This is a genomic window from Streptomyces sp. NPDC048337 (assembly GCF_043201175.1).
GTDB lineage: Bacteria > Actinomycetota > Actinomycetes > Streptomycetales > Streptomycetaceae > Streptomyces.
On the sequence record NZ_JBICYR010000008.1, the window covers coordinates 58,954 to 73,471 of the forward strand.

General features: G+C 72.1%; 14 protein-coding genes and 1 pseudogene. 12 read left to right on the forward strand and 3 right to left on the reverse strand.

What is annotated here, in order from left to right; all coding sequences use genetic code 11:
- Positions 1-129 precede the first annotated feature (129 nt).
- From ACGFYU_RS15715 to ACGFYU_RS15740, 6 genes are all read left to right on the forward strand, one after another.
- Entirely contained in the window at positions 130-369 is a 240-nt protein-coding gene (locus tag ACGFYU_RS15715; protein ID WP_393827832.1) for a hypothetical protein, read from the forward strand.
- Between the two features lie 98 nt (positions 370-467).
- On the forward strand, positions 468-1,274 hold the full coding sequence (locus ACGFYU_RS15720; protein ID WP_393827833.1) for a hypothetical protein: 807 nt from the start codon (positions 468-470) through the stop codon (positions 1,272-1,274).
- Positions 1,271-3,529, forward strand: a complete 2,259-nt coding sequence (locus tag ACGFYU_RS15725) for an NHLP family bacteriocin export ABC transporter peptidase/permease/ATPase subunit (RefSeq protein ID WP_393827834.1) — start codon at positions 1,271-1,273, stop codon at positions 3,527-3,529. Before ACGFYU_RS15720 ends, ACGFYU_RS15725 begins: the two co-directional genes overlap by 4 nt.
- Position 3,530: 1 nt before the next feature.
- Positions 3,531-6,413, forward strand: a complete 2,883-nt coding sequence (locus ACGFYU_RS15730) for an NHLP bacteriocin export ABC transporter permease/ATPase subunit (protein WP_393827835.1) — start codon at positions 3,531-3,533, stop codon at positions 6,411-6,413.
- Between the two features lie 44 nt (positions 6,414-6,457).
- Positions 6,458-6,808: a hypothetical protein gene (locus tag ACGFYU_RS15735; protein WP_393827836.1), complete on the forward strand. Its 351-nt coding sequence runs from the start codon at positions 6,458-6,460 to the stop codon at positions 6,806-6,808.
- 24 nt (positions 6,809-6,832) lie between these two features.
- Positions 6,833-6,988, forward strand: a complete 156-nt coding sequence (locus ACGFYU_RS15740; RefSeq protein ID WP_393827837.1) for a hypothetical protein — start codon at positions 6,833-6,835, stop codon at positions 6,986-6,988.
- Positions 6,989-7,216: 228 nt separating this feature from the next.
- Here ACGFYU_RS15740 and ACGFYU_RS15745 read toward each other — a convergent pair whose 3' ends face one another.
- Positions 7,217-7,636 (reverse strand): arsenate reductase ArsC, encoded by a 420-nt coding sequence (locus ACGFYU_RS15745; RefSeq protein WP_393827838.1) that lies wholly within the window; start codon positions 7,634-7,636, stop codon positions 7,217-7,219.
- Positions 7,637-7,750: 114 nt separating this feature from the next.
- Between ACGFYU_RS15745 and ACGFYU_RS15750 the strand changes: the two genes are divergently transcribed.
- The 3 genes and pseudogenes from ACGFYU_RS15750 to ACGFYU_RS15760 all read left to right on the forward strand — a co-directional run.
- On the forward strand, positions 7,751-8,065 hold the full coding sequence (locus ACGFYU_RS15750) for an ArsR/SmtB family transcription factor (RefSeq protein WP_393827839.1): 315 nt from the start codon (positions 7,751-7,753) through the stop codon (positions 8,063-8,065).
- Between the two features lie 48 nt (positions 8,066-8,113).
- Entirely contained in the window at positions 8,114-8,899 is a 786-nt protein-coding gene (locus ACGFYU_RS15755; protein WP_393827840.1) for an aquaporin, read from the forward strand.
- Between the two features lie 80 nt (positions 8,900-8,979).
- Positions 8,980-9,216 (forward strand): annotated as a pseudogene (locus ACGFYU_RS15760) (pyridine nucleotide-disulfide oxidoreductase); the annotation flags it as partial.
- Positions 9,217-9,242: 26 nt separating this feature from the next.
- Here the strand turns inward: ACGFYU_RS15760 and ACGFYU_RS15765 are convergent.
- Positions 9,243-9,641: a heavy metal-responsive transcriptional regulator gene (locus tag ACGFYU_RS15765; RefSeq protein WP_393828036.1), complete on the reverse strand. Its 399-nt coding sequence runs from the start codon at positions 9,639-9,641 to the stop codon at positions 9,243-9,245.
- A gap of 88 nt (positions 9,642-9,729) precedes the next feature.
- On the opposite strand from ACGFYU_RS15765, the gene ACGFYU_RS15770 reads away from it, so the two are divergent.
- On the forward strand, positions 9,730-10,764 hold the full coding sequence (locus ACGFYU_RS15770; protein ID WP_393827841.1) for an alkylmercury lyase family protein: 1,035 nt from the start codon (positions 9,730-9,732) through the stop codon (positions 10,762-10,764).
- On the opposite strand, the gene ACGFYU_RS15775 is transcribed toward ACGFYU_RS15770, so the two are convergent.
- A complete protein-coding gene (locus tag ACGFYU_RS15775) occupies positions 10,695-11,063 on the reverse strand; it encodes an ArsR/SmtB family transcription factor (RefSeq protein ID WP_393827842.1) in 369 nt (122 codons plus the stop codon). The two genes, ACGFYU_RS15770 and ACGFYU_RS15775, sit on opposite strands and share 70 nt — an antisense overlap.
- A 134-nt stretch (positions 11,064-11,197) precedes the next feature.
- Between ACGFYU_RS15775 and ACGFYU_RS15780 the strand changes: the two genes are divergently transcribed.
- Positions 11,198-12,562 (forward strand): NAD(P)-binding domain-containing protein, encoded by a 1,365-nt coding sequence (locus ACGFYU_RS15780; RefSeq protein WP_393827843.1) that lies wholly within the window; start codon positions 11,198-11,200, stop codon positions 12,560-12,562.
- Positions 12,563-13,135: 573 nt separating this feature from the next.
- Positions 13,136-13,912, forward strand: a complete 777-nt coding sequence (locus ACGFYU_RS15785; RefSeq protein WP_393827844.1) for a response regulator transcription factor — start codon at positions 13,136-13,138, stop codon at positions 13,910-13,912.
- The last annotated feature ends 606 nt before the right edge of the window (positions 13,913-14,518 follow it).

The window sequence follows — 14,518 nt, forward strand, 5'->3', positions numbered from 1 at the left end:
GGATTGGCCGGGCAGCCCGTTCGCGTGCTTTCATCATGCGCACTGCGGCAGGTGTGAATGGCGGACGAGTTCCGCGCCGCCCGACTTCCGCGGGAAATGAATTCCTCCCCCCAATGAAAGGTGCGCATCATGCGTAACGACATCGAGACCCGTGAGATCGCCGACACCGAGCTGGACGCCGTCTCCGGCGGCCTCGTCAGCGTGCACGGCGGCCTCGCCGGCGCCCTGACCAGCGACGTCAACGACGTCGTCGGCCTCGTGGGCTCCCTCAACACCGTCCAGACCGCGACGGGCATCGTGTCCCACGTCCCCGGCCTGGTCCAGGGCATCACCGGCGTTTCGGTGAACACCGGTCGCGCCGGTCTCTGATCGGGATATCCCTTGAACCCCGGAGTGCCCCCCACGGCTCCGGGGTTCAGGGCTGCCCCTGTGTCCCACCGGTACGAATGCAGTTGAAGGAATAGTCCGTGCAGTTTCGCCAAAAGGCTCTTTCCAAGCTGCAATCACCCGAAGAACTCGATCTGCCCGTGCGGTTCGCGCGCCCGCAGGGCCGGCTCGTCCTTGCCGTCACGCTCCTCGTCATGGCCGCCGCGGCCTTCTGGGCCTTCACCGGCACCGTGTCCTCCAAGCTGACCGCGCCCGGCATCCTCACCCACGCCGAGGGCAGCTACGTGCTCCAGAGCCCCGTCGCCGGACAGGTCACCGCGGTCCTCGCCGAGGAGGGCCAACTCCTGGCCCCCGGTGCGCCCCTGCTCACCGTCCGCACGGAACAGGGGGACCGTCCCGTGCGCGTGGTCACCGGCGGCCGGCTGACCACGCTGGTCTCCAAGGTGGGCGCGGTCGTCACGACCGGGGCGGACGTCGCGACCGTGGAGCGCGTGCAGGATCCGAAGGACCCCCTGGTGGCCATGTTGTACGTACCGGGCGGCAGCGCCTCCGCGATCCCCGTGGGCGCCGCCGTCGACCTGAGCGTCCAGTCCGCCCCGCAACAGCAGTTCGGCATGCTCCGCGGCCGCGTCAAGGCGGTCGGCCGCGCGCCCCAGACCCAGGCGCAGATCAGCGGCTTCCTCGCCGACAGCGGGCTCGCCGAGCAGTTCGCCCGCCACGGCAACCCGGTCGCCGTGCTGGTCCAGTTGGAGCGTTCCGCCACCACCGAGTCCGGCTACCGGTGGTCCTCCGCGGAGGGGCCCCCGTACGCCGTCGACTCGACGACCCCCGTCACCGGCGCCGTGCACCTCGCCGCCCGCCGGCCCGTCGACTGGCTGCTGCCGTGACCGCCCCGCAGCCCCACCGGCTCCCGCCCGCCGGACGCCGGCGCCGTCCGGAGCCCAAGGGCGGCACCCGCCGCAGGCCCGCGCCCGCACCCAGGGGCAGGACTCCCCGGCCGGTACGCACCCCCACCGTGCTCCAGATGGAGGCGGTCGAGTGCGGGGCCGCCGCCCTGGCCATGGTGCTCGGCCACTACGGCCGCTGGGTCCCCCTCGAAGAGCTCCGCATCGCCTGCGGCGTCTCCCGCGACGGCTCCCGCGCCAGCAACCTCCTCAAGGCCGCGCGCAGTTACGGACTGGCGGCGAAGGGCATGCAGATGGACCTGGCCGCCCTCGCCGAGGTGCGCGCGCCGGCCATCCTGTTCTGGGAGTTCAACCACTACGTCGTCTACGACGGCACGGGCCGCCGCTTCGGCCGCAGGGGCGTGTACGTCAACGACCCCGGCAAGGGCCGCCGTTTCGTCCCCATGGACGAGTTCGACACCAGCTTCACCGGGGTCGTGCTCACCTTCGAGCCCGCCGAGGGCTTCCGCCGCGGTGGCCGCAAGCCCGGCGTCCTGGGCGCCATGCCGGCCCGCCTGCGCGGCACTTCGGGCACCATGGCCGCCGCCGTGCTCTCCAGCCTCCTCCTCGTGGCGGTCGGCGCGACCGTACCGGCCCTGAGCCGCACGTACATCGACATGTTCCTCATCGGGGAGCAGACGTCCCTGCTGGGTCTGCTGTTCGCGGCGATGGCCGTCGCCCTCGTCCTCACCGCGACGCTCACCGCCCTCCAGCAGGCCAACCTGCTGCGCGGGCGCATCATCTCCTCCACCCTGGGCAGCGCCCGTTTCTTCCGGCACCTGCTCAGACTCCCGGTCGCCTTCTACTCCCAACGCAACCCGGCCGACCTGGTCCAACGGCTCCAGTCCAACGACGCCGTCGCCGAGACCCTCGCCCGGGACCTGGCCGCCGCCGCCGTGGACGCCGTGGTGGTCGTGCTCTACGCGGTACTGCTGTGGACGTACGATCCGCAGCTCACCCTAGTCGGCGTACTCATCGCGCTGCTCAACGTGGTCGCCCTGCGCATCGTGATCCGCCTGCGGGCCACCGGCACCCAGAAGCTGCGCGCCGAGAGCGCCCGCCTGACGAACACCTCGTACAGCGGCCTCCAGCTCATCGAGACGATGAAGGCCACCGGCGGCGAGAACGGCTTCTTCCGCCGCTGGGCCGGACAGCACGCCGTCACCCTCGACGTCCAGCAGCGGCTCGGTGTCCCCAGCGCCTGGCTGGCGATCGTCGCGCCCACGCTGGCGGCGCTCAACAGCGCGCTGATCCTGATGATCGGCGGCCTGCGGGCGGTCGAAGGGCACCTCACCGTCGGCCTGCTCGTCGCCTTCCAGGCCCTGGTGACCAGCTTCACCGCGCCGATCTCCCGGCTCGGCGGCGTCGCCGGCCGGATCCAGGACTTCGCGGCCGACGTCGCCCGCCTCAAGGACGTCGAGAACTTCCCCGTCGACCCGGTCCACGCGCGGCGCGAGCCCGCCGCCGGCACCCGGCGCCTCAAGGGACACGTGGAGCTGGAGAACATCACCTTCGGCTACAGCCCGCTGGACGCCCCGCTGCTCAAGGACTTCTCCCTCACGGTCGGACCCGGGCAGCAGGTCGCGCTGGTCGGCGGCTCCGGAAGCGGCAAGTCCACCGTCTCCCGGCTGATCTCCGGCCTCTACGCCCCCTGGGAAGGGGCCATCCGCATCGACGGCATGCGGCTGGAGGACATCCCGCGCGGCGCGCTGGCCGCCTCCGTCTCCTTCGTCGACCAGGACGTCTTCCTCTTCGAGGGCACCGTCCGCGACAACGTCACCCTGTGGGACCCGTCCATCACGGACGAGGCCGTCACCGCCGCCCTCAAGGACGCCGCCGTCCACGACGTGGTCGCCCGCCGCCCCGGCGGCATCCACAGCCGCGTCGAGCAGGACGGCCGCAACTTCTCCGGCGGGCAGCGCCAGCGCCTGGAGATCGCCCGGGCGCTGGTGCGCCGCCCCAGTGTCATGGTCCTCGACGAGGTGACCAGCGCCCTGGACGCGGTGACCGAGCAGCTCATCATCGACAACCTGCGCCGCCGCGGCTGCGCCTGCGTGGTCATCGCCCACCGGCTGAGCACGGTGCGCGACAGCGACGAGATCGTCGTACTCGACCGGGGGACGGTCGTGGAGCGCGGCCGGCACGAGTACCTGGTCGCCGCGGGTGGCCCGTACGCCGAACTGGTCAAGGAGCACTGAGGTGACGTACGCGCACGACGGCACGGTCACGGCAGTGGCCGGCGCGGTTCCCGACCCGGTCGTCGCGGCCCTGGGCGGCCTCGGCACGCCCGTCGACTGCACGGGCCTGCGCAGCGTGCCCCTGGAGGGCCCGCTCGTGCTGTGGCTCGTCGTCCAGGGCGAGCTGGACCTCTTCGCCGTCGACGCCGAGCAGGCCGGGCACTGGCACTTCCTGGGCCGGCTGGAGCCGGGCACGCTGCTGCTGGGCCCGCCCGAGGGCCCGCACCACACCCTGGTCGGGCGGCCCCTGCAAGGGTGTTGGTTGCGCCGGATCGAACTGCGTGAGCTCTACCGCCCGGAGTACGGCGGACAGTGGTACGAGGGACAGTGGTACGCCGACCAGGGGCAGTACGGAGCCCACGCCGCAGACCGGCCGAGCCCGCTCGAGGACGCCTTCGCGCGCGGCATCGGCCGCGGCCTGCGCGTCCTCTACCAGGCACCGCTGGACGGCAGCGCCACCACCGGGCACGGCGGGGCCGACGACGACATCCTGTGGATGCAGATCGCCCCCGGCAGCGTCCAGTACGGCGCCGTGTACGAGGCGGAGGCGGTCGGCACCCTCCTCGTCGACGCGGCGATGTGGCAGGGCATGGTCGACCAGCAGTACCGCCTGCTGTACGCCCTGGACCGCTGGATCGAGCGGCTGGAGCGCGCCCACGAGGACCGTACGGCGGCCGGCATCGAGGCGGGCCGGGCCGCCCGTACCCAGGCGGACCGGACGCTTCTGGCGTCCATCGACCGCTCCCGCCGGGACTCCCACCGCGGCGCCGACGCCGACGCGACCTTCGCCGCGTGCCGGCTGGTCGCCGCCGAGGCCCGCATCGCGCTGACCGAACCGGACGGGGCGGCCGGCGGCACCCCCGAGCAGGGCGACCGGACCGACCCCGTCGAACGCATCGCGCTCGCCTCGCGCATCCGCACGCGTACGGTCCGGCTCTCCGGACGCTGGTGGCGGGAGAACAGCGGCCCGCTCGTGGGCCGGCGCGAAGAGGACGGCGCGCCCGTCGCCCTGCTGTGGCGGCGCGGCCGCTACACGGCGGTCGACCCCGCCACCGGCACGCGCGAGCGCGTGGGCAAGGCCAACCAGGCCGCCTTCGCACCGGACGCCGTGATGCTCTACCGCCCGCTGCCCGACGGCCGGGTGGGCCTGCCGGCGCTGCTCCGCTTCAGCGTGCGCGGCACCCTCCCGGAGCTGCGGAGCATCGTCCTGGGCGGGCTGGTCGCGGTGGTCCTGGGGGCGCTGGTGCCGATCGCCACCGGCCAGGTCCTCGGCCGGTACGTCCCGCAGGGCGAGACCGGCCTCATCGTGCAGACCGGGCTGGCACTGATCGCGACCGGCGTCGTCTCGGCCGTCTTCATGCTGCTGCAGAACACCTCCCTCCTGCGCATGGAGGGCCGTATCGAGGCCACCTTGCAACCGGCGGTCTGGGACCGGCTGCTGCGGCTGCCGACCACGTTCTTCACCGGCCGCTCCACCGGCGAACTGGCCGGCGCGGCGATGGGTATCAGCGCCATCCGCCGCGTGCTGTCGGGCATCGGCTCGGTCTGCGTACAGGCGGGCACGGTCGGCACGATGAACCTCGTCCTGCTGCTCGTCTACAGCGTGCCGCTGGCGATGGCGGCGCTCGCCATGCTGGTCGTCGTCGCGGCGGTCTTCCTGGGCCTGGGGCTGTGGCAGCTGCGCTACCAGCGCCGGCTGATCAAGCTCGGCAACCAGCTCAACAACCAGGCCTTCCAGACCCTGCGCGGCCTGCCCAAACTGCGCGTCGCCGCCGCCGAGAGCTTCGCGTACGCGGCCTGGGCGCGGGAGTTCGCCCGTACCCGCGACCTGCAGCAGAGCATCGGCCGGATCCAGAACACCATCACGGTGCTGGGCGCGGTCTACCTGCCGCTGTGCACGCTCGTGATGTTCATGCTGCTGGCCGGGCCGGCCCGCGGCGCCATGTCCGCCCCCGAGTTCCTCACCTTCAGCACCGCCCTGACGATGCTGCTGTCCTCGGTCACGCAGCTCACGGGCGCCCTCATCTCGGCCGCGTCCGTACTGCCGATGTTCGAACAGATCAAGCCGCTCCTGCGGGAGAGCCCGGAGGCGGGCCGCTCCAGCACCCGACCGGGCCGCCTGACCGGTGCCATCGAGGCCAAGGCCCTGTCCTACCGCTACGCGGACGACGCCCCGCTCACCCTGGACGACATCGACTTCACCGTCGGCGAGGGCGAGTTCGTGGCGATCGTGGGCCCCAGCGGCTGCGGAAAGTCCACCCTGCTCCGGCTGCTCATCGGCTTCGACAAGCCCGTCTCCGGCAGCGTGCTGTACGACGGCCAAGACCTCGCGGCACTCGACCAGGCGGCCGTGCGGCGCCAGTGCGGCGTCGTCCTCCAGAACGCCCAGCCCTTCACCGGCTCGATCCTCGACTGCATCTGCGGCGCGGGCACGTTCTCGCTGGAGGAGGCATGGGAAGCCGCCGCGATGGCGGGCCTGGCGGAGGACATCAAGGCCATGCCGATGGGCATGCACACCATGCTGTCCGACGGCGGCGGCACCGTATCGGGCGGCCAGCGCCAACGCCTGATGATCGCCCAGGCACTCATCCGCAAGCCGCGCATCCTGTTCTTCGACGAGGCCACCAGCGCGCTGGACAACGAGGCCCAGCGCGTCGTCATCGAGTCCACGCGCGCACTGCGCACCACCCGTATCGTGATCGCCCACCGCCTCTCCACGATCATGGATGCCGACCGGGTTCTCGTCATGTCGGACGGCCGCATCGTCCAACAGGGCCCGCCCGCCGAGCTCCTCGCCGACCCGACGGGTCTCTTCCACGACCTGGTCCGCCGCCAGCTGCGCTGACCCGCGGGGAACCGGGTACCCGCGCGACGGCGTCCCTCCAGGTCATGACGGAAAGAACCACGCAGGCCGGGCCCGCCCGAACCGGCCGCCTCCTCGCCGCCCTCGGCGCGACCACCGGGGCACTCGTATGGGCACCGCGCGCCGCGTTCAGCATCGACGGCGGATTCGAGGGCCACGCCCGCGACCTGAGCGTGGTCTTCGTCGACCTCCCGCTCATCCTGCTGGGCGGAGCCCTGCTCCCCTTCCTCGCCTGGAAGCTGACCACGAGGTGGGTGCACCGCCCCTGGGCGCCGGTCCTCGCGGCCCTCCTGGTCCTCGCCCTGGGCCTCTGGGGCCTCACCGAATGGTGGAACCCCCGCCAACTCCCGGACCCCGGCTACAGCGGCAACCTCTGACGGGCGCCCACCGCCCGGTTCCCGGTGGCCGCGCTGACCGAGCGTGGCACCCCGTGCGTGCACGTCGCCGGCGACGCGCGTCCGCCGGCCGCCTACCAGCGGGTCTTCGCCGACGAGCTGCGGGCCGAGCGACGCACCGGCGTCCACGGACGCAAGGCGGAGCCCGCCGCGCTCAATTGATGCGACCGTCCGCCCCGTTGATCACGGACCCACACCAGCGGGAGCCGGGCGAGAGCGGCCGCCGCATCCTCCGCGGGCCGGCCGAAGCACGCTCGCAGATCCAGCTCGACCGCCCGCACCGGCGGGATCGCCCAGCAGCGCCAGCATCTGCTCCGGTTGGTCACCGGTGCGGAAGGAGGAGAGATACATGCGCATCGGTGAACCCCAGTGCAGTGGCGTCGTTCTGTCTCAGGCGTTGGACCCGGCGTCGATCTCGGCGATCAGGCCCTCGATGAGGCCCCTGATCTCGTCGCGGATGGGGCGGACGGCCTCGACACCCTGGCCGGCCGGGTCCTCGAGCTCCCAGTCGAGGTAGGTCTTGCCGGGGAAGTACGGGCACGCGTCGCCGCAGCCCATGGTGATGATGTAGTCGGACGCCTGGGCGGCCTCGGGGGTGAGGACCTTCGGCTTCTGGTCGGAGATGTCGATGCCCAGCTCGGCCATGGCGGCCACGGCGGAGGGGTTGATCCGGTCGCCGGGCACGGAGCCGGCGGAGCGGACCTCGACGCGGTCCCCGGCGAGGTGGCGCAGGAACCCGGCCGCCATCTGCGAACGGCCGGCGTTGTGGACGCAGACGAAGAGGACGGACGCGGCAGGGGTGGAGGACATCGTTCTTCCTTGGGGTCGGGCAACTGCGAGGAGCGTCCGGCGTTGTGACTGCGCACGGAGCCAAAGATCAGCCCGGACTGGTGTCAGCCTCAGCTGATGTGACAGTATCAGTACATGATGACGTCAGTCGACACTGATCTGATCCGGGTTCTGGCCGACCCGCTCAGGCTCCGGATCGTGACCCTCCTCGCCAAGGAGACGCTCTGCACCACCCACCTCGTGGAGGAGACGGGCGCCAAGCAGACGAACCTCTCCAACCACCTGAAGGTGCTGCGCGAGGCCGGGGTCGTGGAGACGGAGCCGTGCGGGCGGTTCACCTACTACCGCCTGCGCCCGGAAGTCATCGAATCGCTCGCCGGTCAGTTCGCCGACCTCGCCGAGACCGCGCGCGCCACCGCCGAAGCGAACCTCAAGCGGTCCTGCCCATAGCCTTCGCAGCTTGTCTGCCCCGCCTCACCTGCCCGAGGAGAACCTGTCGTGACCGCCACCGAGCCCGCCGCGAGCGACGCCATGGCCCCCGCCGACACGTCGCCGCAGCCGGCACCGGGCGCGACCCCGCCCCGCACCCCGCTGATCGCCCGCGCCGCAGCCGAGCTGGTCGGCACCGCCGCCTTGGTGGCGATCGTCGTCGGCTCCGGCATCCAGGCCACCGAGCTCACCGACGACGTAGCCCTCCGGCTGCTGGCCAACTCCACCGCCACCGTCTTCGGCCTCGGCGTCCTGATCGCCCTCCTCGGCCCGGTCTCCGGGGCCCACTTCAACCCCGCCGTCACCCTGGCCGAGTGGTGGACCGCCCGCCGCGGCGGCGCCGGCGTCAACGCCCGCGAGCTCGCCGTGTACGTCCCCTCGCAGATCGTCGGCGCGATCGCGGGGGCGATCCTGGCGGACGCGATGTTCGGGGAGCCGCTGGTGCGGTGGTCGCGGCACGACCGCTCGGCCGGCAACCTCCTGCTCGGCGAGGTCGTCGCCACCGCCGGTCTGATCCTGCTGATCTTCGGCCTGGCGCGTACGGACCGCCTCCGGTTCGCCCCGGTCGCCGTGGCCTCGTACATCGGCGCCGCCTACTGGTTCACCTCCTCCACCTCGTTCGCGAACCCGGCCGTGACGATCGGCCGCGCCTTCACCGACACCTTCGCGGGCATCGCCCCGGCCTCGGTCGCCGGCTTCGTCGCCATGCAGCTGATGGGCGTGGTCGTGGGCCTGGCCCTGGTGGCGGTCATCTTCATGCGCGGCAGGACCGGCCAGGATCAGCCCGCCGCATGACGCGGCGCACCGATGTGGTGGTGATCGGCGGCGGCCAACCGGGGCTCGCCGCCGGCCACCACCTGCGCCGCCTGGGCATCGCCGAGGCGGACGCGGTCATCTGGTGCACGGGCTTCCGCCCCGCCCTCGCCCCCTTCGCCTCCCTGCGCCTGCGCGGTGCGCGCGGCCGGATCGCCACCGAGGGCACCCGCGCCGTGGACGAGCCCCGCCTGCACCTGCTCGGGTACGGCGACTGGACCGGGCCCGCCTCCGCGACGCTGATCGGGGTCGGGCGTCCCGCCCGGGAGGCCGCCCGCGAGATCGCCGAACGACTCGGCGGCCGACGGCAGCAGGCGGCAACCGCTCAGGGCGTGCTGATGATCGTGCAGATGTCGTCGGCCTGGCAGGTGGCGGGATCGGTGGCCGCCGCCCGTCGGGCGAGGTCGCGCAGGGCGGCTCGGGACTGGGCGAGTTCGGTCATCCGCCGTTCGATCTCGGTGAGGTGCTCGTCGATCAACGCGGCGACCCGCCCGCAGGGCGCCCGTCCGCTGTCGCGCAGCTCCAGTACGGACCGGATCTCGGCGAGGGTCAGCCCGGCCGCCTGGGCGTCGCGGACGAACCCGAGCCGCTGGACCGTCTCCGGCGGATAGTTCCGGTAGCCGCTCGACGTACGCGGTGGGGCGGGCAGCAGCCCGGTCTGCTCGTAGAAGCGGACGGTCTTGGCCGTCACGCCCCCGGCCGCCGCGAGGTCACCGATGCGCATGCCCATGCCTCCACGCTACGCCCTTGACCTTCCAGCGGACTGGAAGGTCTACGGTCGGCCACGAACCCCGAGCCGGAAGGAAACCGGGATGCGGATCACCATCCTCGCCGTGCCGGACTGCCCGAACCTGCCCCTGATCCAGGAGCGGATCACAGCTGCCCTCGACGGACGCCCGGCCCGGCTGGAGACGATCGAGGTGGGTGAAGAGGACGAGGCGGCCCGCCTGGGCATGGCCGGCTCGCCCACCATCCTGCTGGACGGCGTGGACCCCTTCGCGAGGCCGGGAGCTCTCCCCTCCGTCTCCTGCCGCCTCTACCGGGACCCGGACGGCCGCGCGGAAGGGGCGCCGACCGTCCGGGCCCTGCGCCGAGCACTCGCGGGCGGCGGTGACGGCTGCTGCGAGCCGGACCGGGCGGACGTACTCGATCCGATCGGCCGGGCGGGCCGGGGCCGACGCGCCCCGGCCGAGCGCGGCTTGAGAGCCGTCCACCAGGCGGTCCTGCTGCACCTCGCGACGACCGGCCACGCACCCGACCCCGCCGCCCTGGAGGCCGCCGCGGCCACGGCCGGACGTACCGCGGCCGAGGTGCTGGCCGAGCTGGACCGCGAGGACTTCCTGACCCTCGACCCGGCCGGACGGATCTCCGCGGCCTACCCCTTCTCCGCCACGCCCACCCGACACCGGGTCCGGTCGGCCGACGGCGTCCAGGTCTGGTCGATGTGCGCGATCGACGCCCTCGGCATCCGCGCGATGCTCGGCCGGGACGTCACGATCTCCTCCACCGATCCCGTGACCGGCGAGCCGGTCACGGTCACGTTCACCGGCGGCGTACCGACCTGGGAGCCGGCCACCACGGTGGTCTACGTCGGCCGACGAGCCGGCGAGGGACCCGCCGCGGCGGTCTGCTGCGACGCCCTGAACTTCTTCACCGGCCCCGCCTCCGCCGAACAATGGCAGCGGAACCATCCCGAGTTCCACGGCGAGATCGTCGGCCGCACCCGCGCCGTGGAACTCGCCGAGCAGACCTTCGGCCCGCTCCTGCGGGACTCCGGTCACGCCGCCTTCGCGGCGCCGGCCAGCAGCGCGCCCATCGCTGCCAGCACGGACGGCTCCACCCGGTAGTACACCCACGTACCGCGCCGCTCGGAGGACAGCAGCCCGGCTTCCTTCAGCTTCTTCAGGTGATGCGAGACGGTGGGCTGGGAGACGCCGACGTCGGAGATGTCACAGACGCATGCCTCGCCGCCCTCGTGGGACGCGACCGCGGAGAACAGGCGTAGGCGCACCGGGTCGCCGAGGGCCTTGAACATCTTCGCCGCGACCTCGGCCTCGTCCGCCGAGATGGGGCGCTCGTTCAGCGGCGGGCAGCAGGGCGCGACGGCCTCGGGCTCCAGAAGCGGCAGGACCATGGCATTCGACATGTGTCTATGTTGACACACATCGAACCAAGGGGAGTGGTACTTCGACATCTATCTATGTTGACGCTTGTCGAATCAGGTGCCATGCTGGCCATGTAAATCCATCGACAGGCATCGAAGCAGCCAGGGAGCCGACCGTGAACGCGACTGCCACCACCGACCTGCCCGTCCTCGTCATCGGTGCCGGCCCCACCGGACTCGCTGCCGCCGCCCACCTCGTCGACCGCGGCATCGCCCCCCTCGTCCTGGAGGCAGGTCCCGCTGCCGGAGCCGCGGTCCGAGAGTGGGCGCACGTACGGCTGTTCTCTCCCTGGGGTGAGGTCGTCGACCCGGCCGCCGAGAAGCTCCTCGCCCCCACCGGGTGGGTCAAGCCGGAGCCGAGCGGCTACCCGTCCGGCGGAGACTGGGCCGAGCTCTACCTCCAGCCCCTCGCCGATGTCCTGGGCGAGCGGGTCCGCTACGACGCCCGCGTCACCGGTGTCTCCCGCACCGGCCGTGACCGCATCGTCGACGCCGACCGTGAGACCCAGCCCTTCGTGATCCAGTACGAGAACGCCGACGGCCGCGAGCACCGCGTCCTGGCCCGCGCCGTGATCGACGCCTCCGGCACCTGGTCCACCCCCGGCCCCGCCGGCGGCAGCGGACTCGCCGCCCTCGGCGAAAAGTCCGCCACCGACCACATCGCCTACCGCGTCCCCGACCTGAAGCACCCCGCCACCCGCGCCCGGTACGCGGGCAAGCGCACCGCCGTCATCGGCTCCGGCGCCTCCGCCTTCACCGCCCTCGCCTACCTTGCCGATCTCGCGAAGTCCCAGGACGGCACCGGCACGCACGCCACCTGGATCCTTCGCCGCGGCATCTCCGGCTCCACCTTCGGCGGTGGCGAGGCCGACCAACTCCCCGCCCGTGGCGCCCTGGGCCTGGCGGCGAAGGCGGCGGTCGACGGCGGGTACGCCGACGCGGTCACCGGATTCCGCACCGAGGCCGTCGAGCGGGACGCCGATGACCGCCTGGTGCTGATCGGCGAGGACGGCCACCGCCTGGACCCGGTGGACGAGGTCATCGTCCTGACCGGCTTTCGCCCCGACCTGTCCTTCCTGGACGAACTCCGCCTCGGCCTCGACGAGCGCCTCCAGGCCCCGGTGGAACTGGCCCCTCTGATCGACCCCAACCAGCACTCCTGCGGCACCGTTTACCCGCACGGCGTGAACGAGCTCTCCCACCCGGAGCAGGACGTCTACCTCGTCGGCATGAAGTCCTACGGCCGCGCCCCGACCTTCCTCGCCATGACCGGCTACGAGCAGGTCCGCTCCATCGCCGCCGCCCTCGCCGGCGACCGCGAAGCCGCCGAACGCGTCGAACTGACCCTCCCCGAGACCGGCGTCTGCGGCGGCGCGGGCCTGTTCGACCAGCCCGAGGCCGATGAGGCCGCCACTGCCGGCTGCTGCGCCACCCCGGGCCCCCTCACCATCGGTGCCACGGCCCCCACCGGCGTCTGCTGACCCCGGTATCCGACACCCAAGCCGACGCGGCCGCGCGCCGTTCCACCGGGCTCGGCATCCTCTGCATGACCGCAAGCCAGGCGGTGGAGACAAGGCTTCGCCGGCCGGGCCACCAGGCCTGGCCACGGCAGGGCCTGCCCCGGCAGATCCCAAAGCCGACACCCAGGCCACCTCGGCTGCGTACGTCACCGTCCGCAATGTCTACAACGGCCGCTGCCTGCAAGAGACGGGAGACACCTACGGCTCTGGACGCCGACTGGAGCACCATCGGCGGCAACGGCACCCGGATGCAGGTATGGGACTGCATAAATTCCGGTAGTGTCCGAAGCCGTATTGTTCGCGCCGAGGATCAGCGCTGAGCCGGTGGCCGCAGCAGCACGCCAGTGCTCCGGGCACCCGTCGGACATGGCGAAGTCAGAGCCGTCGTCCTGGATGCGTTCGGTAGTCATGGTCCGTTCTCCTCACCTTTTCGGTATGGGTGTTTGTTCACCCCTTGCGACGGTAGACAGCTGATGCGGACCGGCGGCAGGTGAGGAAATTGCGTATGGCCGGACGGCGGGGGACCATGGACACATGGCCCGTATCGGCCCGGGCGACTACCGGACGCTCTGGGCGGTGGTTGAACGCGGCATCACATGTGACCAGTCGGAGTTCCCCGCGGTGCTGGCGAACTCCGACTTGGCCGAGGTGTTCCAGGCCGATGCCGTGGACGCCTGCGAGATGAACCTCCGGGCCGGGCACTGCCGGCAGGTGGCGGCGTACCCGATGGAGCAGTTCGGACTCTCCACCGATGATCCGCAGGCATTCCGGGCCTTCCTCACCGGTCACCAGGCTGCCCGGTACTTCCAGAACGGCGGCCCCGAGGCCGCCGTCGACACCGCGCGGCTCACCACGCGGACCGAGTGGCGGGCCTCGGCTGCGTACGGCTTCCTGCGCGAGCACGCGGGCATGTCCGAGCAGCTGGTGATCCGGCTCCTGGGCAGCCCCGGCCTGGTCCGGGGTATGGCCGTCATGCGTGCCCGGACCGCCTTCAGCGCCCTGGACCTGGCCATGGCCCGTGAGTTGGGCACGGTACTGGGAGGCATACACGACCTGCGCTTCGGTCGGCGGGCCCCGAACCCTCACGGCATCCGGCTCACGCCACGCGAGAGCGAGATTCTGCATCTGTGGCAATACGGGCTCACCAGCCGGGCAATTGCACGCAGGCTCGGGATCACCCCACGCACCGTCGACAAGCACGCCGAGCACCTGCGCGCCAAACTAGGCACCCAGGACCGCACCAGCACCGTGCTGCGTGCCCAGGACCTGGGCCTGTGCGATCGCCCGAGAACAGCAGGTCTGCATCCCTGAGTCCCAGCCTCCGTGACCGTCCGGGCACTTGCGCGTCGGGATCGTAACCCCGATTCGCCAGGGGCCCTTCTCAGAGCCGCTCGGCCTGCTCCGTTGGGAGCTGACCGGGCCGGTCCGAATATGGTTCGGCCCCTGCGGGGGCGGTGCGGAGGCCGTGGCCTTTCGCTCCTCGTGAAGCCGTTGAAGGCGTGGAGCCGTACGAGGCGCTCCGCGGGGCCCACCAGCTGCCCGCGGGGGAGCTGGAACAGCCGGCCGATGGATTGTGGCGGGTGGCGCACCAGGCCACCGGACACACGCTCGCCACACTCGGCGACAAGCTGCGTGACACCGGCAAGCGGCTGGCCAAGCGGCTGCGCACCGCGGCGAACAAGGCTCGTTCCGACAGTGAGGCTCTCACCCCAGGTTTCTGTGGGCGGTGCGGATGTGATGAGGTGAGATGACCCGGCGCTGCGCGTGGCCGGGATGGGGGCGGGGGGACGGAGGGAACGTGGCACGGGTCGTCGTACGAGAATCCGGGCTGCCCGCGAGGAGCACGCCGCCCTTGGCCACGCCGGAGGCGACCGCCTTCGCCGCGCGCCTCCTGGACAACGGCTGGGCCGCGGTCTT